The sequence below is a fragment of the Vibrio sp. 10N.261.51.F12 genome (assembly GCF_041471725.1).
Taxonomy (GTDB): domain Bacteria; phylum Pseudomonadota; class Gammaproteobacteria; order Enterobacterales; family Vibrionaceae; genus Vibrio.
In genome coordinates this window covers 32,900-53,762 of sequence record NZ_JBFROV010000004.1, presented here as the reverse complement: position 1 = coordinate 53,762, position 20,863 = coordinate 32,900, and the positions used below count along the sequence as shown (strand labels likewise).

The window sequence follows — 20,863 nt, the reverse complement described above, 5'->3', positions numbered from 1 at the left end:
ACTGCCGATACAATGAACAGCAATAATGTCGACAGTACTGATGACACAAACGCCAAGAATGCGTTAGCTCCAGTGCCTCCTTTGGAAATTATCTTCAGAGATGAGTATCTAATCGCCGTCAATAAGCCTGCGGGTATGCTTGTTCATCGCTCTTGGTTGGATAAAGGGGAAACTCGCTTTGTGATGCAGACCTTGAGGGATCAAATAGGTCAGCATGTTTTTCCGCTTCATCGTTTAGATAGACCGACATCAGGTGTTTTATTGTTTGCCTTATCTAGCGAAGTGGCGTCCAAAGCGATGCCAATGTTTGCGGAACATGAAATGGAAAAAACCTATCATGCGATTGTGCGAGGGTGGATCGAAGAGGGAGATCGACTCGATTATGCGCTCAAACTGGAACTGGACAAGATTGCTGATAAATTCGCCACGCAAGATAAAGAAGCGCAACCCGCGGTCACCGTTTATGAGCCATTAGCGCAAGTGGAAGTGCCCTACTCGACAGGACGATTCCCGACCAGTCGTTACGGCTTAGTGGAAATGAAGCCTGAAACTGGGCGTAAGCACCAATTAAGACGACACATGCATCATTTGAGTCACCCGATAATAGGGGACACGACACATGGTGATGGTAAACATAATCGTTTGTTTCGTGAGCATTTTAATGCTCGCCGATTGATGCTGCATGCTTCGTCTTTGAGGTTTGTTCATCCGATTTTAGAGAAAGAAATTGTCATAAAGGCACGCTTTGATGATGTCTGGCATCATCTAATGGTTGAGTTTGGTTGGCAGGAATGTGACGCGATTCAGGGTTACGTCGTGTAATCCAGTCGAGAAGCTGAAATAGTAGATTTCTTAATGGGTTGAATTTCGATAAACTGACCTTTCACTTTTAGGAGGTGTTATGCATTGTCCCTTTTGCTCAGAAAATGATACAAAAGTTATCGACTCCAGATTGGTTGCTGACGGCCATCAAGTTCGCCGTAGACGACAATGTTTGGCGTGCAGTGAACGGTTTACGACGTTTGAGACTGCAGAGCTGGTCATGCCTAAAGTCATTAAATCAAATGGCAACCGTGAACCATTTAACAAAGATAAAATGGTGGGCGGTATACAGCGTGCATTAGAGAAACGCCCTGTTAGTGCCGATTCCATAGAGCTTGCTATCAGTCATATTGAGTCTCAATTGCGAGCAACGGGCGAGCGTGAAGTACCGAGTGACATGATAGGTAACCTTGTCATGGCCCAGCTTAAGGAACTTGATAAGGTCGCTTATATTCGCTTTGCGTCGGTCTATCGCAGCTTTGAAGATATTCGAGAGTTTGGCGAAGAAATTGCCCGACTAGAAGACTGATTAATAAGTAGAGAATACCTCTAATGACACAATCACATACGGCTTGTCCTCAATTTAGCGCCATTGATTATCAAATGATGAGTCGCGCAATTACCTTAGCCAGTAAGGGGCGTTTTACAACAGCGCCGAACCCAAATGTAGGTTGCGTGTTGACGCGCGACGACCATATCGTTGGCGAAGGTTACCACCAAAAAGCGGGCGAGCCACATGCTGAGGTTCATGCACTTCGAATGGCGGGTATACAATCGCAAGGTGCAACCGCTTATGTCACCCTAGAGCCATGCTCCCATTATGGCCGCACACCACCGTGCGCGGAAGGTCTCATTAAAGCGGGCGTCACTAAGGTTATCTGCGCCATGTCGGATCCTAACCCTCAAGTTGCAGGGCGGGGTTTTACCATGTTGCGTGAGGCAGGTATTGAGGTCCATGTTGGGCTCCTTGAGCAAGACGCGAGAGCACTAAATCGCGGTTTTCTGAAGAAAATGGAAACGGGTAAGCCGTTCGTCCAGCTGAAAATGGCGGCCAGTCTTGACGGCCAAACCGCACTTGCTAATGGCCGTAGCCAATGGATAACGGGAACGGCTGCAAGGCGTGATGTTCAAGCCTATCGAGCGCAAGCCGCGGCGATTCTTTCCACCAGTCAAACCGTTATTGAAGACAACGCTTCCCTCAATGTGCGCTGGAATGAGCTACCGAGTCACGTTACCGATACCATAACACCATCACAGTTACGCCAACCCACTCGAGTTATTCTAGACAAACAAGCCCGTCTTTCTAGCGACCTAGCGCTTTTTCAAAGTGTAGGCAGCATACTTCGTGTTGCTGAGTCAGGCGGAGACATTAATGTACCGTTGACGGAATGTGGCCAATTGAGCTTAACTCACACCTTGTCAGCTATGGCCGATGAACAACAGATAAACCATGTGTGGGTGGAAGCTGGCGCGACATTGGCGGGTGCGTTGATTCAACAGCAGCTCGTTGATGAAATCATTGTTTATCTGGCACCTAAACTGATGGGGTCGGATGGTCGCGGTCTGATTGGCGCTTTAGGTCTACAATCTATGCAAGACACCATTAATTTGGTCATAAAAGATGTTCGCATGGTCGGGCAAGATATTCGCATTGTCGCGATGCCGACTGTTGTGACACCAACGGCGTCAGCGGCGACGTCACCCATTACTAAGTAGAATTTAAGACAGATGTTTACAGGTATTATTGAAGCAATTGGCACGCTTAAGGCCATTACTCCTCGCGGAGAAGATATTAGTATCCATGTTGAGGCAGGTAAGCTGGACATGGGCGACGTAAAGCTAGGAGATAGCATTGCGACAAACGGCGTGTGTCTCACGGTAACGGCGCACACCACCACCACGTATACCGCCGATTTGTCGGTAGAAACGCTAAATAAAACCGGTTTTGCCCATTATCAAGTAGGTGAAAAGGTTAATTTAGAAAAGGCCATGCTCCCAACAACGCGTTTTGGTGGTCATATCGTATCTGGTCACGTTGATGGTGTGGGTGAAATCATAGAACGTCAACACGTGGGTCGTGCCATTGAGTTTTGGATCCAGATGCCAGGCGAACTCAATAAGTATGTGGCTGAAAAAGGCTCGATTACAGTGGATGGTATTAGCCTGACAGTGAATGGTCTGAGAAAAAATGCACTGAAAATCACGATTGTGCCGCATACGACAGAAGAAACCACAATTGATCGTTTTCAGGTTGGCCGTAAAGTCAACCTAGAGGTGGATGTGATGGCTCGCTATATGGAACGATTGCTGCAAAATCATACGCAGAGTGAGCCTGAGTCTCGCCTCTCCATGGAGTTTTTACAACAAAACGGCTTCGCTTGATGTAAAAACCGGAAATTGACAACAACACAAAGTAAACACTAACGTAAGTCATCGATACAAGACGACGTTATGTGCAGCGGATTATCTTGAAACATAGCGCCCTTGATGCATCGTCGGCTATGAAACGTGGTCGGCTTGAAACATGCTCGGCTTGAAACATAGTCGCCTTGAGATCTCGTTACGTTGAGATCTAGTAATCTTGGAATCTCACTAGTACGACAAGTATTGAGTGTGCCGATGAAATAGTTTCGCGTTACGATTCGCTAATTTAGTGATACGGTAATTCGTATAGAGATACGGAAATGCAGTAGCCAACAAATCAATAACAGGAATGTGATATGCCAATTAGTACGCCCCAAGCAATCATTGAAGATATTCGACTAGGAAAAATGGTCATCTTGATGGATGACGAAGATCGTGAGAATGAAGGTGATATTATCATGGCGGCTGAGCATGTGACGCCTGAAGCCATTAACTTCATGGCAACGCATGGCCGTGGTTTGATTTGCCTGACCATGACCAAAGAGCGCTGCGAGCTATTGGGACTGCCACCAATGGTTCAAGATAACAATGCCCAGTATACCACCAATTTTACCGTCTCTATTGAAGCAGCAGAGGGTGTGACAACCGGCATCTCAGCGGCTGATCGCGCGCGCACTGTTCAAGCTGCTGTTGCCAAAGATGCTAAGGCGGCAGATTTAGTGCAACCAGGGCATATTTTTCCGCTTGCCGCGCAAGATGGGGGCGTGCTCACTCGAGCGGGTCACACTGAAGCGGGCTGCGATCTTGCTAAACTCGCAGGGTTTGAAGCGGCATCGGTTATTGTTGAGATTCTTAATGATGATGGAAGCATGGCTCGTCGTCCAGATTTAGAAGTCTTTGCTGAGAAACACGACCTTAAACTCGGGACGATCGCGGACCTCATTGAATATCGTAACAACAACGAAACCACGATAGAACGTGTTGCTGCGTGTCATCTCCCGACCGAATTCGGTGAGTTTGAGCTTGTCACTTACCGTGACACGATTGATAACCAGATTCACTATGCAATGTGTAGTGGGGATCTTACGCAACAAACGCCGCTCGTGCGTGTGCATTTACAAGATACGTTTACTGATATCCTTCGCTCAGATCGTAATTCAGAGCGTAGCTGGACACTTGATAAAGCGATGAAACGTATTGGTAGTGATGGTGGTGTGTTGGTACTTCTTGGTAACGAAGAAACCACCGAATCGATTGTCCATAAGATTAAAGTCTTCGAGCAGCAAGATAGCGGTCAAGCCCCAACTATGGCTAAAAAACAAGGCACATCGCGTCGAGTGGGTGTCGGGTCTCAAATCTTGGCGGACTTGGGTGTACATGAGATGAGATTACTCTCGTCTGTTGATAAGAAGTATCATGCACTGGGTGGCTTCGGTCTGACGGTCACCGAGTATGTAACTGAATAGAAAATCAGCACTTTTATGTTCTACGGATGAAAGTGCCCGTGTTTTATGAGTCGATTCATTTTTCTTTGAGCCTTAAATGATAGGGCTTAAGGAAGTTTGAGCTAGATATTAATAATTGAGTTGTGCTAGAATCCGGCGATTCTCGCGAGATGAACATAGTTTATAAGGAAAGTATATGAAAGTTATCGAGGGTGGCTTCCCTGCACCAAACGCAAAAATTGCGATTGTTATTGCCCGTTTTAATAGCTTTATTAATGAAAGCCTATTGTCTGGTGCGATCGATACTTTGAAACGTCATGGTCAGGTAAGCGAAGACAACATCACTGTTGTTCGTTGTCCTGGTGCTGTTGAACTGCCATTGGTAGCTCAACGCGTTGCTAAAACTGGCAAATTTGACGCTATTGTATCACTAGGTACAGTGATTCGTGGCGGTACGCCACATTTTGACTATGTTTGTAGTGAGTGTAATAAAGGTCTTGCACAAGTGTCTCTGGAGTACAGCCTACCAGTCGCATTCGGTGTTTTGACTGTTGATACTATCGATCAAGCTATTGAGCGCGCCGGAACCAAGGCTGGTAATAAAGGTGCAGAGGCTGCACTAAGCGCACTCGAGATGATCAACGTTCTTTCTGAAATCGATTCCTAATGGGGGCCAGTGTGAAACCAGCCGCACGTCGTAATGCACGTCAATTTGCTCTGCAAGCAATTTATTCTTGGCAAATTACTAAAGAAAATGTTGCCAATGTAGAAGAACAATTCTTGTCAGGTGGTAAGTATGATGAAGAAGAGCATCATGCTGCCGAGCCAGCGTTAAGCGCACCAGAGACTGACGTTGTGTATTTCCGTGATTTGCTCACGGGTGTCGCGTTGAATCACACAGAATTAGACAGCAAACTGCGCCCATTCGTATCTCGCCCAATGCAAGATCTCGATATGATGGAACTGGCGTTGCTTCGTCTAGCTATGTACGAAATGACAAGTCGTGAAGACGTCCCTTACAAAGTTGTTATCAACGAAGCTATTGAACTAGCAAAAGTATTTGCTGCCGAAGATAGCCATAAGTTCGTGAATGGTGTGCTTGATAAAGCCGCGCCAAGCGTACGTAGAAAGTAACAATTAAAGTTCGTCTTATCCTAAAAAGGTCAGCATTATGCTGGCCTTTTTTATATACTTCGGGCATCTAATCGTGGAATCAATAATCACTATGCCCGGTGAATTTAGCTTAATCGACAAATATTTCTCCCATCAGCAACAGCAGCGCAAAGATGTCATCCTTGCCCAAGGTGATGATTGCGCCATTGTCGCGCCTGCACACCATAGTCATCTCGCCATCAGTACCGATATGCTCGTGTCAGGAACGCATTTTCTTGCGGATGCTGATCCTGCTCATATTGCCCATAAAGCGCTTGCATCAAATATTAGTGATTTGGCGGCCATGGGCGCTGCCCCTGCATGGGTGTCTATGGGTATAGCACTGCCTGATGTAGACGAAGCGTGGTTGACTCGCTTTTGTCAGTCTTTCTTTGCGCTTGCCGATTACTATGGCATTCAGCTTATTGGTGGTGATACGACAAAAGGTCCACTTACTATTACACTTACCGTTCAAGGCACACTTCCTGAGGGAAAAGGATTGACTCGCAGTGGTGCTAATGTTGGTGATTGGATTTATGTGACGGGGTCATTAGGCGACGCGAAAGCGGGACTCGACGTAATATTGAACCAGCGCGTTAGTGATGACATAGAATTGAACGAACGACTTATCCAGAGCCACTTTATGGCAACCCCACGGGTGCTAGGAGGGATTGCTCTGCGTGATATTGCGTCTTCTGCAATTGATATTTCCGATGGTCTGGTATCGGATTTAGGGCATATCTTGACTCGTTCTGAGGTTGGAGCGCGCATCGATGTTGCTGCGCTACCCACATCAAAAGATCTACAATTGTTTTTGCACGACGAAGACCTTATTCAACACTATGCATTGACGAGTGGTGAAGAGTACGAATTGTGTTTCACGGTTCCAGAAGCGAACCGTGGCCAACTCGAAGTGGCACTTTCAAATACCCCATTTAGCTGTATTGGTCGAATAACCGGAACTGGCCAGCTTGATCTCCACCGCAATAATATCCCTTTAGATTGGAACGTAAAGGGCTTTGACCATTTCAAGGTGACAACATGACAAACCCATTAAGTCTTATTTCGTTAAAAAACCCATGGCACTTTCTCGCGACGGGGTTTGGTAGCGGGTTATCCCCCATCATTCCAGGCACGATGGGAACATTGGCGTCCGTACCCTTGTTTCTACTGTTGGCTCAGCTTCCTTTGAGCTTGTACATTATTCTTGTCGTACTTTCGTGCATCGTTGGTATTAAGATTTGCCAAGTCACGTCCGATGATATGGGCGTGCACGATCATGGTTCTATTGTTTGGGATGAGTTTTCTGGTTTTTGGATCACGATGTTAATTGTGCCTGCATTGAATATTCCCGTGACAGAATGGCAATGGTTAATAGCAGGTTTCGTATTATTTAGATTTTTCGACATGGTTAAACCTTGGCCTATTGGCTGGCTAGATAAACGTGTTCATGGCGGTCTTGGGATTATGATCGATGATATTGTTGCGGGCGTAATGGCAGGGGTTTGTCTATATCTAGTTGGTCATTATTCTGGGTGGTTAGGTTAAAATTAGAGTTTTTAACCTATCTTAAAATGGTACTAGGATCTTAATAAAATACGCCCATGAGACAAGCTTTGCTTCACTGGGCGGAAAAAATTGGTATCATTAGCCTCCTTTTTTGAAATCGTAACAAAAAGTATGTTTAGTAATCTGCGCTTATTCCTCAATTCTTTTCTGGTGATTCTGAACACGGCGATCACAGCTGTCGTGGTGTCAACGCTTTCCATTATCAAATTGATATTGCCGCTTCACCTCGTGCAAAAAACAATGACGAGTTTAGCGAATAAACAAATGTGGGTCTGGGCGACAGTCAACTTATGGTTGCTGAACCTTAACAACAATATTGATTGGCAGATTGAAGGTGGTGAAGAGTTATCTCAAGAACAGTGGTACATGCTGCTATCTAACCATCTGAGTTGGACGGATATCGTAATTATCAGTTCAGTGATGAAAGACAAAATGCCAATGTGTAAGTTTTTGCTTAAGCAGAGTTTACTCTATGTTCCATTTGTTGGGCTGGCATGTTGGGGACTGGATATGCCATTCATGAAGCGTCACTCTCAATCGTATCTTGTGAAGCACCCAGAGCGCCGTAACGATGATTTTAATGCGATTCAAAAGGCGTGTGAAAAGTTTCAACATGTTCCAACAACCATGATCAGTTTTGTTGAAGGAACGCGTTACAGCGTAGACAAGGTTCAATCAGGCAAGACGCCATATCGTCACTTATTAAAGCCTAAAACAGGCGGGGTGGCATTCACTTTGAATGCGATGAACCAGCTTCTAGATGGCGTGGTTGATATTACCTTAGCGTATCCAGAAAACAGAGAAAACCCGTTCGAAGATTTATTGAAAGGGCGACTCACCAAAGTCGTTGTTAAAATTGAAGTTTATCCGATGGATGAGAATCTAAGTGGTGATTACTTCAAGGACAAAGCCTTCAAACGACGCTTCCACCATTGGTTGAATGCACTGTGGAAGCGAAAAGACGACACACTGGAGTCTATCTACCAAAATAATGGTTTGAAGTGACCATCTCAGTGTTCACAGCGTAGCACTGAATAAAAAATGATAGCAATAAAAAAGGTCTACCTGTTGGTAGACCTTTTTTATTGCGTTAGGCGACGGATAGCCTTGGAGTTACTCGACAGCGCTTTTCGTTTTCATCAACATAAATTGAGACCGCATGCGTGTGATAATTATCACCGCTCTTCCACACAGTTTCTCCAAATATTTGGCATAACTCCATGTCAGAAATCGATCCTTTCATTTCTCGGTAGGCGACAGCTGAGATGATTTTTTGCTCTAAAATTTCAGGGCAAGATTCCACTAGCCAACGACTCACTTGAATACTTGTCAAAGCACACTCCTTGTGGTCATGTTTTCGTCATCGCGGACCACATTAACACTGCTATATTGTAGGATCAAGTTGATCTTGCTCACACTTTTAGTCGTAGTCCGCTGTCTACCTGTAACTTGTTGTTAATTCGTTAATAAACACCAGAAATAAATATCACCACTTAATATTTGTCGAAAAATAACTAGCTAGAAATTCGAACAATGTACTAAGAGAGGTGAGCTTGGCGAGCATTTTTCATTGTGCTCCGTGCGTGAGGAAGAAACCAAAGCAGCGCGATGGGTAGAGATAATTCAGAGGCTAATGCAATCAGTGCCGAACCGACTTCACTTCCGACACCGATATGATTAGGTAATACATAGCGAAGTAGCGCAAAAGTGAACAATCCATATATGACCGATAACCCGAGCGCTGTGACGTCATTTAGGCGTGATGAGTGGCGTTGTTGTTTCATTGGATAGAGATCCTTTTTTATCCAAAATTTACCGCACTATTCAAGCAGGAATACCCCACGGCTCAAAGGCGCATATTTCATTAATTGAAGGCAACGCAAATAATACGTGATCGATCGTCTAAGTACTGAGCAACCTATCCGAAAAATCAGACCAAATGATTCACCATTGGTTAAGTGCTGAATATTGGCCGGCGAGTCGGATGGTTGAGTCGTCGTATGGTTGAGTCGTCGTATGGTTGGCGGTGTATATCCCTTAATGACCAAGCTTCTGTGCCATGTCTCATTATTGAGTAAATACACTAATTATGCCGAGCAGACGTCTACACTTTCCTCATTGAATTTGACCATTAGGTAAATTCGCCGGTCGCATAGAACCTGTTGGAACTCAGATCCGGCGGTGCGCAGATTCAGCGAGTACGATAACGAAGAAAAGTAGAGGTGAGTAAATGGAGTATGGGCATATTGACGTCGCACGAGATAATGATGTCGTTACCATTAGCCTGAATAGGCCCGATAAGCTGAATGGCGTGGATATGCGCATGTTTGATGAGCTTATTGATATCAGTCGCCGTCTTAAGCGTGACCGCACTCTCAGAGCGGTTATCTTGACAGGCAAAGGAGGCAACTTTAGTTCTGGTTTAGACTTTAGTGCGATGATGAAAAATAAACGGTTTGCAGCGCAACTGCTGTTTAAAGTATGGCCCGGGCAAGCCAATCGAGCTCAACAAGTCAGTGCTAACTGGCGCAAACTATCGGTCCCCGTAATTGCCGTTATTGAAGGGTATTGCTGGGGCGCAGGGTTACAGATTGTGTTGGGGGCAGATTTTAGGATATGCGCACCTAATGCGAACCTTTCGATTATGGAATCAAAAATGGGTTTAACCTCTGATATGGCGGGTTCACTCGGGCTCAGAGAGGTTATGACTAAAGATCAAGCCATGCGTATTTCGATCTGTGCGACGCAATTGAATGCACAGCGTGCATTGGAGCTTGGTCTTGTTACTGAAGTGAGTGAGGCGCCAATGGAAGCGGCCATCGAGTTCTGCCAGCAGATACGACAAACCTCACCAGATGTCACTGCAGCCATCAAGCATATTTATACTCGTTATTGGACTGCACCTAGTTGGAAGCTATTGGCCTATGAAACCTATAGCCAAATTCGGATTATGTTAGGCCAAAACTTTAAGCAGGCACAGCGTGGTTTGAAGAAAAAAATACCGGCTGATTTTAAGAAAAGGCAAAATTTTTGGTGATGCCTATTAATATCTACTTAGGAGGAAAATTGATGCTTTAGCATTGTTTTATCAAGGAAATTTATAAATAAATAGATTGCTTTCCTTCCTTATATAAATAAATGAAACGGGCGGAGTGAATATAGTTAAATACTTCCCAAAAGTGATGATTATTTGTAGTGTGAGGTTTGTTTCAGACCTATAATTCGCATCAATAATTAAGTGCGTATTTACGGGTGAACTCTTGACGTTATCGGTTAAAAATAAATTATACGGTGGATTCTTAGCGATATTCATTGTTATCTGCTCTGGGCTAAGTGTGATTTGGTTTGAAGTCTCGACATCGGAACAGGTTGCGATGGAAATAAATCAAGATGATGTCCCTGAATTGGAGCAGTACCTAATTCTGATTGATGAGATTGGTGATGTGTACCGAAGCTCTTTGGAAATCGTATTAGGGGATAATGCGGCCCTGGCATCATATCGCCGTAATATCGACAGTGCTTATTCTGCGATCAATCTACTTAAGAGTTTGGAGTTAGGGAATCAGGCTGACACCCGACGTTTGGAAGAGGTGTCAACCTCCCTAAAGAATTACACCGAAGGCTTTGAGTCTCAAGTCATGATGGCCGCCTCTAATAGCCGTGTTGCGGTAAATTTTGATATCACTAAGCATCTACATGATCAATATTTAGCGCCGATAGAGAAGATACTAGATGAAGCCTCGGTATCAGAAAAGCAAGATACCTATTCGGCATTAAGGGGTCTAATTGATTCCTTTAGCTTGATTTATATGACGATTATTATCTCAGCGATAGCGGTTATTGTTGGCTCATTGCTTGTGTCTTATTTCCTTTCGAATTCCATTGTACGCCGGGTATCAGTCCTTAATAATGTCGCGCAGCGTATCGCAAACGGTGACCTCTCAAGCAACAGTGTGGTGGATAATGCGAGTGATGAGTTGTCGAGCTTAGCGCAGTCTATTAATCAAATGCAGCGCTCGTTAGCTGAACTCATCAGTTCGATACATTCTGTTAGTGTGGATGTGAAAGAGGCGACTTGTGAGCTTGCCGCAGTTGGTGAGAAAATGGTCGTTGGGGCCTCTTCTCAATCAGATAAAGCGACGTTGATAGCAACGGCATCTGAAGAGCTTAGCTTAACGATTTCTGAAGTGGCGACTCAAAGTAATCAAACCTATAGCGAAGCTCAGCGCTCTGAATCGTGCGCAATAGAAGGCCGCAGCGTGATTTCTGACATGGTACAAAGCGTGCAACAAGTGTCTATTCAAATGGAAGAAATGTCAGGCCAGATGAACGACCTAGGTGCACACGGAAAGCAAATCGGCAGTGTGATTAAAGTGATCCAAGACATTGCTGAACAGACGAATTTGTTGGCGTTAAATGCGGCCATTGAAGCGGCTCGAGCGGGCGAGTTTGGGCGTGGGTTTGCGGTGGTTGCCGATGAGGTTCGGGCCCTTGCTGAGCGTACTACTCGTGCGACGCAAGAAGTGTCAGTGATTATTCAGTCGATTCAGTCTGGGACACAGCAAGCGGTATCTTTAACGGAAGATAACCGTCAGTTGGTAGAAAGCGGCGTAAAACAAAGTGAGGGTGCTATTAGCGCATTAGAGCAGATTGTAGAAGGGGCAAGTCATGTCCAAACGATGATCAACTCAATCGCCACGGCCGCAGAAGAGCAAACCGCCGTTACGAAAGAAATCGCCACCGATATCTCATCGATTAGTGATATTTCAGACCACACTTTAGAACAAGCAAGCTTCAGTGCAATGCAAATTGAAGGGCTGAATAGCAAAGTGAATGAGTTAGACCAATTAGTGGCACGATTTAAGTTATAGATAGTGCCACGACTTAAGCTATAAGAGATAGGTATCACGGTGGTGAACGATGCGTGTCGTTGTGGCGGAGAGAAGATGGGGATAAGTGGTGACTATTTCCTTATCCTACATAGCGTCATTGCCCAATCAATGCTTAAATATATAGGTAGTCAAACACGGGTGTGTTAGGCTTCGCGCTCAACTTTCAAGGTCAGTCAACACAGTCTGTGCAACTGACTATGCTGATTACTTTCTTTTTGGAATTTATTTTGACTAATAACGATATTTTACGCCGTATTCGCTATACCTTTGACTTTAAAGACGCAGAAATGATTAACGTGTTTGCAGCGGCAGAGCACAAAGTGACCCGTGAACAGGTGTCTAATTGGTTGAAGAAAGACAGCGATGACGACTATAAATCAGCAAGCGATACTGATTTGGCCATTTTTCTTAATGGTCTGATCAACATTAAGCGCGGTAAACGTGAAGGTGCGCAACCTGAGCCAGAAAAACGTTTGACGAACAACATGGTCTTCATGAAGCTTAGAATCGCACTGAACATGAAAGCAGAAGATATTCTAGATGCGTTACAGTCGGTTGATTTCAATCTAAGTAAGCATGAATTAAGCGCGTTTTTCCGTAAGCCGGATAACAAGCACTACCGTGAGTGTAAAGATCAAATCCTTCGTAACTTCTTGACGGCTATCCAGCGTCAATTGCGCCCGGATGATAAGAGCGAATACCAAGACTAGTCTCTAGTTGAAACAACAAGCGATGCAACGTCGCTTGTTGTCTGCTTTATTTTTCGAGTCTGGACCTTCTCTCGCGATGCCCTTATTATCCACCCACACCTTATCAGCGTGATGCCTAACTATGTCCTTTTCAACGTTTAACCTACGCCCTTCGCTTATTGCTGCGATGACCGAACGATTCGAGTCACCGACTGAGATTCAATCCTTAACACTGCCACATGCGCTGCAGGGAAAGGATGTCCTATCGATTGCTCAGACCGGTAGCGGAAAAACACTCGCCTACGGTCTGCCATTGTTGCAACAAGTTCGCCACGATAAAGCGAGCATACAAGCGGTGGTATTGGTGCCAACGCGTGAACTGGCAACGCAAGTGGATACGGCAATTGCGCCCTTGGCAGAATGTGTTTCACTTTCGTCGATGGCGGTATGTGGTGGGGTTGATATTGAATGGCAAAAGCAACAGCTGGCAAAAAATCCTAGCGTGATTGTTGCAACGCCAGGTCGGCTGCTCGATCTTATTCAACAACAAGCGGTATCGCTGACCGATATCAAACATGTGGTCTTAGATGAGGTTGATCGATTGATGGACATGGGTTTCTGGCCTGATGTTCAAAAAATATTATCAGCGGTACCAGCTAACAGACAAACGTTGATGTTTTCTGCCACATTGTCAGATGTATTGGACAGTAAAGTCGCCGCGTTACTAAATGATCCCATTAGAGTTCAAAGCCACAATGCGAACAGCGTGGTCTCTAAGATTGAAGAGCGTTTGTATTTGGTTAATAAAGGCAACAAAGCCAATGTCTTAATCCATCAAATTAAGCATCACCAATGGTCGCAAGTCTTAGTGTTTATTAGTGCCCGTGATAACGCGGATGCATTGTGTAAGAAGTTGGCTAAAGCGGGCCTAGTGACCGCAGCGTTACACGGAAACAAGGATCAAGTAGAACGAGAGCAGACGCTACAAGCGTTTAAAGCTCAAGAAATCCAAGTGCTTATCGCAACCGATTTACTTGCTCGTGGTATTCATGTCGATCAGCTTCCCGTTGTGATTAACTACGAGTTGCCGGCTGATCCCACGGTTTACGTGCATCGAGTGGGCAGAACGGCGCGTGCAGGAGAGCAGGGGTTAGCAATGTCACTGGTTTGCCATGCCGAAACTGCGTATCTAGAAGCAATAAGAAATTTGACCTCCCGCCCTTTGGCATTGCAACAACTGAGTGAGTTTCCTGTCACTGATCAGCCCGCATCAACCGAGAGCAAACGTCCTCGTCGAGACAAGCAAGCCAACCGACGAACGAACAAAAAAAGTGGCGTCAAGTCGTTTAAAAGTAAGCGATAGGTCAGAGATCAATAACTGAGTTGGGATCTTGATGTTAAGGTTAGCTCTAACAGAAGCCTTGGTTGCAAGGTAAGAGAGTCTAATATCAAGTCAACAAGTTACCTCACGGATGTGACGCAGCTTGTGATTAAAGGTGGCCATTCCCACTTGGCAAAGTTGCAGTGGGTTTTGCTTAAGCAGGAATGGCGCAAGTACGGCCGTTACTTAATTTCCAAATTTACCCCACAAACCCTACAGCGATAGATTTGCTTTATTCGGGCCAGTCGTTGCCATGTCGTTCGACGTACTCTGACTAAATACTCATTGTGTTCACACATTATAATCATCCTGATTTTTTCGAGTTTTTGCCACATTCTTAACCGTTGATATTGAATGGTTAACTGTGATCTTTATTCCATTTATTTGCTCGGTAAAAAGTGTCGCATTTAATCGTAGAAATGTGAATAGTCAATCATATCGTTATAAATCAATAGTTAAGATGAATGCGTCAATCGATTGATCGTGGTTATTTTGGCGCGTCGTGCTATTCAGGTAGCTATGCACCTAAGGGTGGTTGTGGGGAGGTTGTAACGAAGAGGGATGATGTCTTACGGGCGTTCAGTCGTTGAAGCTAGCGGGTCCAGCGACGTTAAAGCGCAGTGGCCTTGGTGGGATATAGGAGGGGATTACGATTGGTGAACAAAGCTTGCTCACCAATCGTATACACGGTTTATCTGCGTTTATATTGGGTCTTTACCAACATGAAGCCGGAGAATTATAAACCTTGCGTTTTGGCCATTTGGTTCGCGATCTTCGGCGCATACCATAGGCTAGGAGCTATAATAAGGGAGGCAGGAACGGCCGTAATCACGATAAATGATTGCAATGCCGAAATACCGCCACTACCCATCGAGATGAGTACAATCGCGACTGCGCCCATGATCACGCCCCAAAAAGCTCTAATCAGGGCATTCGGTTCTTCATCACCACTAATCACCATCGTAATCGTATACGTCATGGAGTCGCCAGTAGTGACGATAAACGTTGTCGTCAGTATCAAGAACAATACCGAGATCAAGGTCGGAAACGGGAGTTGTTGCGTGATCGCAAGCAAAGCACCTGGCATGTTAAAGCCTTCAAACCCAGCCTTAATGATTCCAGGCGTTTCCAGTTCAAATGCTAGCCCAGTACCACCAACAATCGTAAACCAGAAACAAGTGACCAGCGGGGCGGCAATACTAATAGACAGAATCAATTGACGAATAGAGCGTCCACGAGAAATACGAGCAATGAAAATCGCCATCATTGGACTGTAACCAATAAACCAACCCCAAAAGAATACCGTCCACCAACTTAGCCACTCAGTATTCTCTCGATACAGTGCCATTGGGACAAACTGATCAATCATTCGTCCTAGGCCTTGCACATAGCTGTCGACAATAAAGCTGGTTGGCCCAGCAATAAGAATGAAGCCAATAAGGGCTGTTGCTAAGATGATGTTGTAGCGACTGATCAATTGTATACCGCGATTCACGCCACTTAATGCTGATAGCGTGTAGAAAACCATGGCAAAAACGACCACAGTAGCTTGGGTAGCAAATGTATCAGGGATACCAAAGAGTTCTTGCAAGGCATAGCTAATTTGTAAGCCTAAGAAGCCAATCGGTCCGATCGTACCTGCAGCAACAGCAATAATGCTGAGCGCATCAATGGCATTGCCTAACCAACCAGTGATCACGCGTTGGCCGAATAAAGGATACAACAAAGTACGTGGCTTAAGAGGCAGGCCTTTATCGTAGTGCAAGTGCATCAGTACAACAGAAGACAAGCATCCCAACACGGCCCAAGCGAGAAAACCCCAATGAACAAAAGACTGGGATAGCGCGTTAATTGCATTGGTGTACGGATCGGCTGAGCCAAATAATGGCGGCGCTGATACATAGTGTGCGATCGGCTCCGCAGCAGCCCAAAATACACCACCACCCGCAAGCAAGGTACATAGGATGATCGACATCCATTTGAAGTTCTCAACATTAGGTTTCGCTAGTCCACCGAGTCTAACATCTCCAGTTTTACCAAAGCACAGTGCGAGACCGATAATAAAGTTAGCGAGTAGAAGGATTTGCCAGAAAGCACCAAAGTAATGTGTGGCCAGTTGGAAGCCTGAATTGACGACGGACGAGAGAGCGACGGGGTGGGTTAGAGCAAGTAGAACAAAAAGCGTTAGAAAAGAGCCACTGATCCAAAAAACTGGATTATTCATTTCCAGTTTATGGGCCAGCTTTCTCAGTCGTTCGGGCGGATGGATTGCGGCATACGCTGAACTAGAAGCTGTCGAAGATTCCGCGACAGTATTAGAATTAGGCATTAAAAATTCACTATTCATGTGCTGCCATTAAGGCGAGCAATGTGTGTTTTCTCACTATTTTCGACAAAGAAAGTGTGAGCTGCATCATAAAAGCCGCACATCCTAACACATCAAAAGATTGGGGACAGGACTTTTTTGGTGGTTGTCTGGTTTTGTAGATGGTGAAAAACACGCGTTATTCCAAATCATAAGCAAACCACTTCGTATTGTAGGATTTATCCTTATTGAGCCAACATAGCGTTGGATTCTTGGGTGATCGCATACAAAGCTAATGTCATTTTTAATACAACCAGGAAACCCAGAATTGAATCCATATTATTGATTTTAATGCTTTTAATTGCATTTATAAATTTGGTTAGGTGCGGGTGAACTTCTATCATGCAGTGTGAGGTTGTTTAGTCTGTTGATAAGGAACAAATTGGCTTGCTATCTATAAGAGCGAGAATATAATCCCGCGCCGATTGATAGTCGGCAGGAATGGAAATAATAATCGTATTATTTTTAAGTGATGATATTTTGCTCAACTCGCTATCCACTGCTCTTGGGATACGCGAGAAGGAAACAATGAACATGAAACAAATAAAAACCGCTATTGCTACGGTTGTGGTTGCGTCGATGCTATCCGGTTGTATTGGTCAAATGGCGACCACAGGGTTTGTCATGCACGAAGTGAATATTAAAGGCGTCGATAACCGTTATGGCCGTGCTGGACTGTATACATTGATGTCTCCCGTCTACGCGATTACCTCGATGGCTGATTTGTTTGTCGTGAACTCAATAGAATTTTGGACTGGCACTAATCCGTTGAGTAAAAAGAAAGCATTGGCTGATATGCCCGCGAACTCGTATATAAAGGTTAATCATAAGATGAATAAGAACCTGACCAGTGCTCCGGTGAAGATCTCGATGATTGACGGCACAACGACGCAGATGGACTTTACCGATGAAAGTGGCAGTGTTCGCACGTTAATTGGTGTCAGTAGTGACAGTAGCGTCGATTTTTATTTGGATGGCGACTATATCACGACCGCAACGCATGATGAGCTCATCGCCTATTCATCACTATCATAACGATAAACGAAAATCCGCCCAGTAAAATTGGGCGGATTTTCGTTGGTCACACCGATATGTTTCTCTATCGGTATTACGGTTCGTAATATCGTTATCAGCGCCTTAGTGCTCTTAACACTCTAGCACGTCTGTTTTCGTTCAAATGCCTCGGCTACTCACTGACAGCCATCTCGTGATGGGTTGGCACAAAATGGTAAACCTCAGTTTTTTACTCCTTTAGAATTCATTCCATCAACCGCGCACTTGTTAAGTGAGCGAATTTTTCTACTGGATTACATCACACCGGATGTTTTAAATGAGGAAACAACATTGAACAAAACAATCATCAAATCACTTTGTCTTGCTACTACTGGTCTTTTTGCTTTGGCGGCGACGGTTAACGCGAATGCGAGTACGTTTGAACTTGGCGCTGATACAAAGCGTGGCGTAACGTTTCAGTTCGACAATATCATCATTGGTGTAAAAGATAATTATGTAAACGGTGGTATGGCATTCCTACAAAAGCCGATTTCTCAAGAACATAATATCAGTTGGTTTGTTGAAGGTGGTGTGGGTTATAACTGGAACAGTGAGGCGATTGATGTGCATGCACCGGTTGGTCTTCGCTGGGAACCAGTTAAAAACCTTGATGTGGACTTATTTGCGACGCCAGAAGTGAAGTTTAATAATGGTACAGACGTAGGTGTCGGTGTGGATCTCGGTGTGTCGTGGACTTTCTAACTTTAGTCTGATGAATGTAGTGAATGACTCTCATCAAGGTCACGTCAGTGAGCCTTGATGAGAGTGTATTTGAAAAGCTACTCGGCTAGCTCAACCATCGACAGCGCAAGCGCTTCTGCCGCTTTAATACCATCAATGCCCGCAGAAAGAATACCCCCCGCATAACCCGCACCTTCACCCGCAGGGAAGAAGCCTTTCAGGTTAACACTTTGGTAGTCTTTACCGCGTTTGATGCAAATTGGTGAAGACGTGCGTGTTTCTACGCCTGTCAGTAGGCCATCAGCACCCGCAAATCCTTTAATTTTTTTATCAAACGCAGGGATCGCCTCGCGAATCGCTTCGATAGCAAAATCAGGCAGTGCTTTTGAAACATCAGTCAGTTTAATACCTGGCGTAAATGACGGAGCGACATCGCCAATTTCACTGGCATCGCCGCCTTTCAAAAAGTCACCAATTTTTTGTGCCGGTGCATCGTAGTTTTCACCGCCAAGGTGGAACGCGCCAGTTTCTAGCTCACGCTGGAAACGGATGCCCGCGAGTGGGTCGCCTGGGTAATCTTCTTCTGGAGAGATACCAACCACGATGGCACTGTTTGCATTGCGTTCAGCACGTGAATATTGGCTCATGCCGTTGGTCACGACGCGGCCTTCTTCTGACGTAGCCGCTACAACTGTTCCACCCGGGCACATACAGAAGCTATACACCGTACGGCCATTCTTACAATGGTGGACCAGTTTATAGTCTGCTGCGCCTAGGATTGGGTTACCCGCATTTTTACCAAAGCGAGCCTCATCGATGACCGATTGTTTGTGTTCAATACGGAAGCCGACAGAGAAAGGTTTTGCTTCCATGTAGACGCCACGCTCGTGCAGCATCTCAAAGGTATCACGCGCACTGTGGCCCACGGCTAATACCACATGACGAGATTGAATGACCTCACCGTTAGATAGCGTCAACCCCGTGATTTGGCCTTCTTCCATGTGAATGTCATCGACGCGAGTGCTAAAGCGAATCTCACCACCGAGCTCAATGATCTTAGCGCGCATTTTTTCAATCATGGTGACCAGTTTAAAGGTACCGATGTGCGGCTTGCTGACGTAGCGAATCTCTTCAGGCGCGCCAGAAGCTACGAATTCTTCAATGACCTTACGACCATAATGCTTAGGGTCTTTTACTTGGCTATATAGCTTGCCATCTGAGAACGTACCTGCGCCACCTTCACCAAACTGCACATTGGACTCAGGGTTAAGGTTGCGTTTACGCCAAAAACCAAACGTATCCTTGGTACGTTCACGCACTTCTTTGCCACGCTCGACAATGATTGGGTTGAAGCCCATTTGTGCGAGTACTAAACCTGCGAATAAACCACAAGGACCAAAGCCGATGACGACAGGACGTTCCGTTAGGTTTTTTGGTGCTTGAGTAACGAACTTATATGCCATATCTGGCGTGACTTTAACGTGTGGGTCGTTAGCGAACTGTTCAAGCAGTTCCGCCTCATTGTCGACGACAATATCCAGCGTGTAGATCAGTAGGATTTTGTTCTTTTTACGAGCATCATAGCCACGCTTAAACATATTAAATGACAGCACTTGCTTTGCAGTTACATTGAGCTTTTTAGTGATGGCGGTAAGGATAGCGCCTTCCTCATGGTCAAGAGGAAGCTTAATCTCGGTTAAACGTATCATGATGATGTCTCGTGTTGGTAGGTGTCTTAGCGTGTCAATCCAAGGAGTTAAGCATAACCTCGAGGAATGATCGCTCACAATGGCGCGCATTTTACGTTAAGTTGTTTTGTCTGTCATACTTAATTCGAAGCGGGGCTGTATGGCTTGATACGCAAAGCGTGATGAAAATATGGGTAAAACGCGATAAATATATACATCGTGTGATATTGAATTTTACTCATGAATCCGTATCATCGCCCCTCCATAATAGAGGCTAGTGGTGTTTATTCGCTCACTGGCCTATTGAATTCATGACTAACCAAGAGCTGAGAACCATGGCATTTGTCGTAACGGATAACTGTATACAATGTAAATTTACGGACTGTGTGGCTGTGTGCCCGGCCGATGCATTTTATGAAGGCCCGAATTTTATGGTAATCAGCCCAATTGATTGTATCGACTGTGGGCTTTGTGTTCCGGAATGTGATGCTCAAGCGATTTTCCAAGAAGACGAATTGTCCGAAGACCAACACGTGTTTATTGCCTTGAACGAAGAACTGGCGGAAGTGTGGCCGAATATTACTGAGGTGAAACCCGCTATGGATGATGCTGACAAGTGGAATGGCGTCCCTAATAAGCTTGGAATGCTAGAAAAGTAACACAACGAAGCCGTGTAAATATGCGCCATCATCAAACAATAAAAAACGCCATCGCTTTTAAAACGATGGCGTTTTTTATTGTTCAAAGCCCAAAGCCCAAAGC

Annotated in this window: 21 protein-coding genes; 17 read left to right on the top strand and 4 right to left on the bottom strand. The window is 45.1% G+C overall.

From position 1 onward, the window contains the following. Window positions 1-12 precede the first annotated feature (12 nt). From truC to AB4405_RS02055, 10 genes are all read left to right on the top strand, one after another. Complete coding sequence (gene truC / locus AB4405_RS02100) at window positions 13-822, top strand: tRNA pseudouridine(65) synthase TruC (protein ID WP_372059497.1); 810 nt, start codon at window positions 13-15, stop codon at window positions 820-822. Window positions 823-901: 79 nt separating this feature from the next. Then, window positions 902-1,351, top strand: a complete 450-nt coding sequence (gene nrdR / locus AB4405_RS02095; RefSeq protein ID WP_102468719.1) for a transcriptional regulator NrdR — start codon at window positions 902-904, stop codon at window positions 1,349-1,351. 23 nt (window positions 1,352-1,374) lie between these two features. Beyond that, window positions 1,375-2,538, top strand: coding sequence for a bifunctional diaminohydroxyphosphoribosylaminopyrimidine deaminase/5-amino-6-(5-phosphoribosylamino)uracil reductase RibD (ribD, locus tag AB4405_RS02090; protein ID WP_372059428.1), 1,164 nt, complete (start codon window positions 1,375-1,377; stop codon window positions 2,536-2,538). A gap of 12 nt (window positions 2,539-2,550) precedes the next feature. Continuing rightward, on the top strand, window positions 2,551-3,204 hold the full coding sequence (locus AB4405_RS02085) for a riboflavin synthase (RefSeq protein WP_372059427.1): 654 nt from the start codon (window positions 2,551-2,553) through the stop codon (window positions 3,202-3,204). 338 nt (window positions 3,205-3,542) lie between these two features. Continuing rightward, on the top strand, window positions 3,543-4,652 hold the full coding sequence (ribBA, locus tag AB4405_RS02080; RefSeq protein WP_372059426.1) for a bifunctional 3,4-dihydroxy-2-butanone-4-phosphate synthase/GTP cyclohydrolase II: 1,110 nt from the start codon (window positions 3,543-3,545) through the stop codon (window positions 4,650-4,652). Window positions 4,653-4,827: 175 nt separating this feature from the next. Continuing rightward, a complete protein-coding gene (gene ribE, locus AB4405_RS02075; RefSeq protein ID WP_004741508.1) occupies window positions 4,828-5,298 on the top strand; it encodes a 6,7-dimethyl-8-ribityllumazine synthase in 471 nt (156 codons plus the stop codon). Further along, window positions 5,298-5,765: a transcription antitermination factor NusB gene (gene nusB / locus AB4405_RS02070; protein ID WP_102468715.1), complete on the top strand. Its 468-nt coding sequence runs from the start codon at window positions 5,298-5,300 to the stop codon at window positions 5,763-5,765. Before ribE ends, nusB begins: the two co-directional genes overlap by 1 nt. A 91-nt stretch (window positions 5,766-5,856) precedes the next feature. Continuing rightward, entirely contained in the window at window positions 5,857-6,828 is a 972-nt protein-coding gene (thiL, locus tag AB4405_RS02065) for a thiamine-phosphate kinase (RefSeq protein WP_372059496.1), read from the top strand. Continuing rightward, on the top strand, window positions 6,825-7,331 hold the full coding sequence (pgpA, locus tag AB4405_RS02060; RefSeq protein ID WP_372059425.1) for a phosphatidylglycerophosphatase A: 507 nt from the start codon (window positions 6,825-6,827) through the stop codon (window positions 7,329-7,331). Before thiL ends, pgpA begins: the two co-directional genes overlap by 4 nt. 132 nt (window positions 7,332-7,463) lie before the next feature. After that, window positions 7,464-8,357 carry an acyltransferase gene (locus AB4405_RS02055; protein ID WP_372059424.1) on the top strand — a complete coding sequence of 298 codons (894 nt, stop codon included), beginning with the start codon at window positions 7,464-7,466 and terminating at the stop codon, window positions 8,355-8,357. Window positions 8,358-8,442: 85 nt separating this feature from the next. Here the strand turns inward: AB4405_RS02055 and AB4405_RS02050 are convergent, their stop codons facing one another. Together AB4405_RS02050 and AB4405_RS02045 are read right to left on the bottom strand one after the other, a co-directional pair. Next, window positions 8,443-8,685, bottom strand: coding sequence for a hypothetical protein (locus AB4405_RS02050; RefSeq protein WP_372059423.1), 243 nt, complete (start codon window positions 8,683-8,685; stop codon window positions 8,443-8,445). A gap of 205 nt (window positions 8,686-8,890) precedes the next feature. Then, window positions 8,891-9,136 carry a hypothetical protein gene (locus AB4405_RS02045; protein ID WP_372059422.1) on the bottom strand — a complete coding sequence of 82 codons (246 nt, stop codon included), beginning with the start codon at window positions 9,134-9,136 and terminating at the stop codon, window positions 8,891-8,893. Window positions 9,137-9,582: 446 nt separating this feature from the next. On the opposite strand from AB4405_RS02045, the gene AB4405_RS02040 reads away from it, so the two are divergent. From AB4405_RS02040 to AB4405_RS02025, 4 genes are all read left to right on the top strand, one after another. Continuing rightward, window positions 9,583-10,389, top strand: coding sequence for a crotonase/enoyl-CoA hydratase family protein (locus AB4405_RS02040; RefSeq protein ID WP_372059421.1), 807 nt, complete (start codon window positions 9,583-9,585; stop codon window positions 10,387-10,389). A 223-nt stretch (window positions 10,390-10,612) separates the two neighbouring features. Further along, window positions 10,613-12,223, top strand: a complete 1,611-nt coding sequence (locus AB4405_RS02035) for a methyl-accepting chemotaxis protein (RefSeq protein ID WP_372059420.1) — start codon at window positions 10,613-10,615, stop codon at window positions 12,221-12,223. 248 nt (window positions 12,224-12,471) lie between these two features. Continuing rightward, window positions 12,472-12,954 carry a DUF1456 family protein gene (locus AB4405_RS02030; RefSeq protein ID WP_372059419.1) on the top strand — a complete coding sequence of 161 codons (483 nt, stop codon included), beginning with the start codon at window positions 12,472-12,474 and terminating at the stop codon, window positions 12,952-12,954. Between the two features lie 121 nt (window positions 12,955-13,075). Beyond that, the gene (locus AB4405_RS02025; protein WP_372059418.1) at window positions 13,076-14,296 is read left to right on the top strand and encodes a DEAD/DEAH box helicase; all 1,221 of its coding nucleotides are present in this window, start codon (window positions 13,076-13,078) and stop codon (window positions 14,294-14,296) included. 754 nt (window positions 14,297-15,050) lie between these two features. Here the strand turns inward: AB4405_RS02025 and AB4405_RS02020 are convergent. After that, entirely contained in the window at window positions 15,051-16,643 is a 1,593-nt protein-coding gene (locus AB4405_RS02020) for a BCCT family transporter (protein ID WP_372059417.1), read from the bottom strand. A gap of 570 nt (window positions 16,644-17,213) precedes the next feature. Between AB4405_RS02020 and AB4405_RS02015 the strand changes: the two genes are divergently transcribed. Together AB4405_RS02015 and AB4405_RS02010 are read left to right on the top strand one after the other, a co-directional pair. Continuing rightward, window positions 17,214-17,714 carry a DUF3332 family protein gene (locus AB4405_RS02015; protein ID WP_372059416.1) on the top strand — a complete coding sequence of 167 codons (501 nt, stop codon included), beginning with the start codon at window positions 17,214-17,216 and terminating at the stop codon, window positions 17,712-17,714. Window positions 17,715-18,023: 309 nt separating this feature from the next. Continuing rightward, window positions 18,024-18,434, top strand: coding sequence for a hypothetical protein (locus AB4405_RS02010; RefSeq protein WP_372059414.1), 411 nt, complete (start codon window positions 18,024-18,026; stop codon window positions 18,432-18,434). A 77-nt stretch (window positions 18,435-18,511) separates the two neighbouring features. Here AB4405_RS02010 and AB4405_RS02005 read toward each other — a convergent pair whose 3' ends face one another. Then, a complete protein-coding gene (locus AB4405_RS02005) occupies window positions 18,512-20,122 on the bottom strand; it encodes an NAD(P)/FAD-dependent oxidoreductase (RefSeq protein ID WP_372059413.1) in 1,611 nt (536 codons plus the stop codon). A 314-nt stretch (window positions 20,123-20,436) separates the two neighbouring features. Between AB4405_RS02005 and fdxA the strand changes: the two genes are divergently transcribed. Next, entirely contained in the window at window positions 20,437-20,760 is a 324-nt protein-coding gene (gene fdxA, locus AB4405_RS02000; RefSeq protein ID WP_102468839.1) for a ferredoxin FdxA, read from the top strand. The last annotated feature ends 103 nt before the right edge of the window (window positions 20,761-20,863 follow it).

What these genes read in the sequence shown, in the direction of transcription:
- truC (WP_372059497.1), top strand. Translation starts at nt 13, where the DNA reads ATGAACAGCAATAATGTCGACAGTACTGATGACACAAACGCCAAGAAT.
- nrdR (WP_102468719.1), top strand. Translation starts at nt 902, where the DNA reads ATGCATTGTCCCTTTTGCTCAGAAAATGATACAAAAGTTATCGACTCC.
- ribD (WP_372059428.1), top strand. Translation starts at nt 1,375, where the DNA reads ATGACACAATCACATACGGCTTGTCCTCAATTTAGCGCCATTGATTAT.
- AB4405_RS02085 (WP_372059427.1), top strand. Translation starts at nt 2,551, where the DNA reads ATGTTTACAGGTATTATTGAAGCAATTGGCACGCTTAAGGCCATTACT.
- ribBA (WP_372059426.1), top strand. Translation starts at nt 3,543, where the DNA reads ATGCCAATTAGTACGCCCCAAGCAATCATTGAAGATATTCGACTAGGA.
- ribE (WP_004741508.1), top strand. Translation starts at nt 4,828, where the DNA reads ATGAAAGTTATCGAGGGTGGCTTCCCTGCACCAAACGCAAAAATTGCG.
- nusB (WP_102468715.1), top strand. Translation starts at nt 5,298, where the DNA reads ATGGGGGCCAGTGTGAAACCAGCCGCACGTCGTAATGCACGTCAATTT.
- thiL (WP_372059496.1), top strand. Translation starts at nt 5,857, where the DNA reads ATGCCCGGTGAATTTAGCTTAATCGACAAATATTTCTCCCATCAGCAA.
- pgpA (WP_372059425.1), top strand. Translation starts at nt 6,825, where the DNA reads ATGACAAACCCATTAAGTCTTATTTCGTTAAAAAACCCATGGCACTTT.
- AB4405_RS02055 (WP_372059424.1), top strand. Translation starts at nt 7,464, where the DNA reads ATGTTTAGTAATCTGCGCTTATTCCTCAATTCTTTTCTGGTGATTCTG.
- AB4405_RS02045 (WP_372059422.1), bottom strand. Translation starts at nt 9,136, where the DNA reads ATGAAACAACAACGCCACTCATCACGCCTAAATGACGTCACAGCGCTC.
- AB4405_RS02040 (WP_372059421.1), top strand. Translation starts at nt 9,583, where the DNA reads ATGGAGTATGGGCATATTGACGTCGCACGAGATAATGATGTCGTTACC.
- AB4405_RS02025 (WP_372059418.1), top strand. Translation starts at nt 13,076, where the DNA reads ATGTCCTTTTCAACGTTTAACCTACGCCCTTCGCTTATTGCTGCGATG.
- AB4405_RS02020 (WP_372059417.1), bottom strand. Translation starts at nt 16,643, where the DNA reads ATGCCTAATTCTAATACTGTCGCGGAATCTTCGACAGCTTCTAGTTCA.
- AB4405_RS02015 (WP_372059416.1), top strand. Translation starts at nt 17,214, where the DNA reads ATGAAACAAATAAAAACCGCTATTGCTACGGTTGTGGTTGCGTCGATG.
- AB4405_RS02005 (WP_372059413.1), bottom strand. Translation starts at nt 20,122, where the DNA reads ATGATACGTTTAACCGAGATTAAGCTTCCTCTTGACCATGAGGAAGGC.
- fdxA (WP_102468839.1), top strand. Translation starts at nt 20,437, where the DNA reads ATGGCATTTGTCGTAACGGATAACTGTATACAATGTAAATTTACGGAC.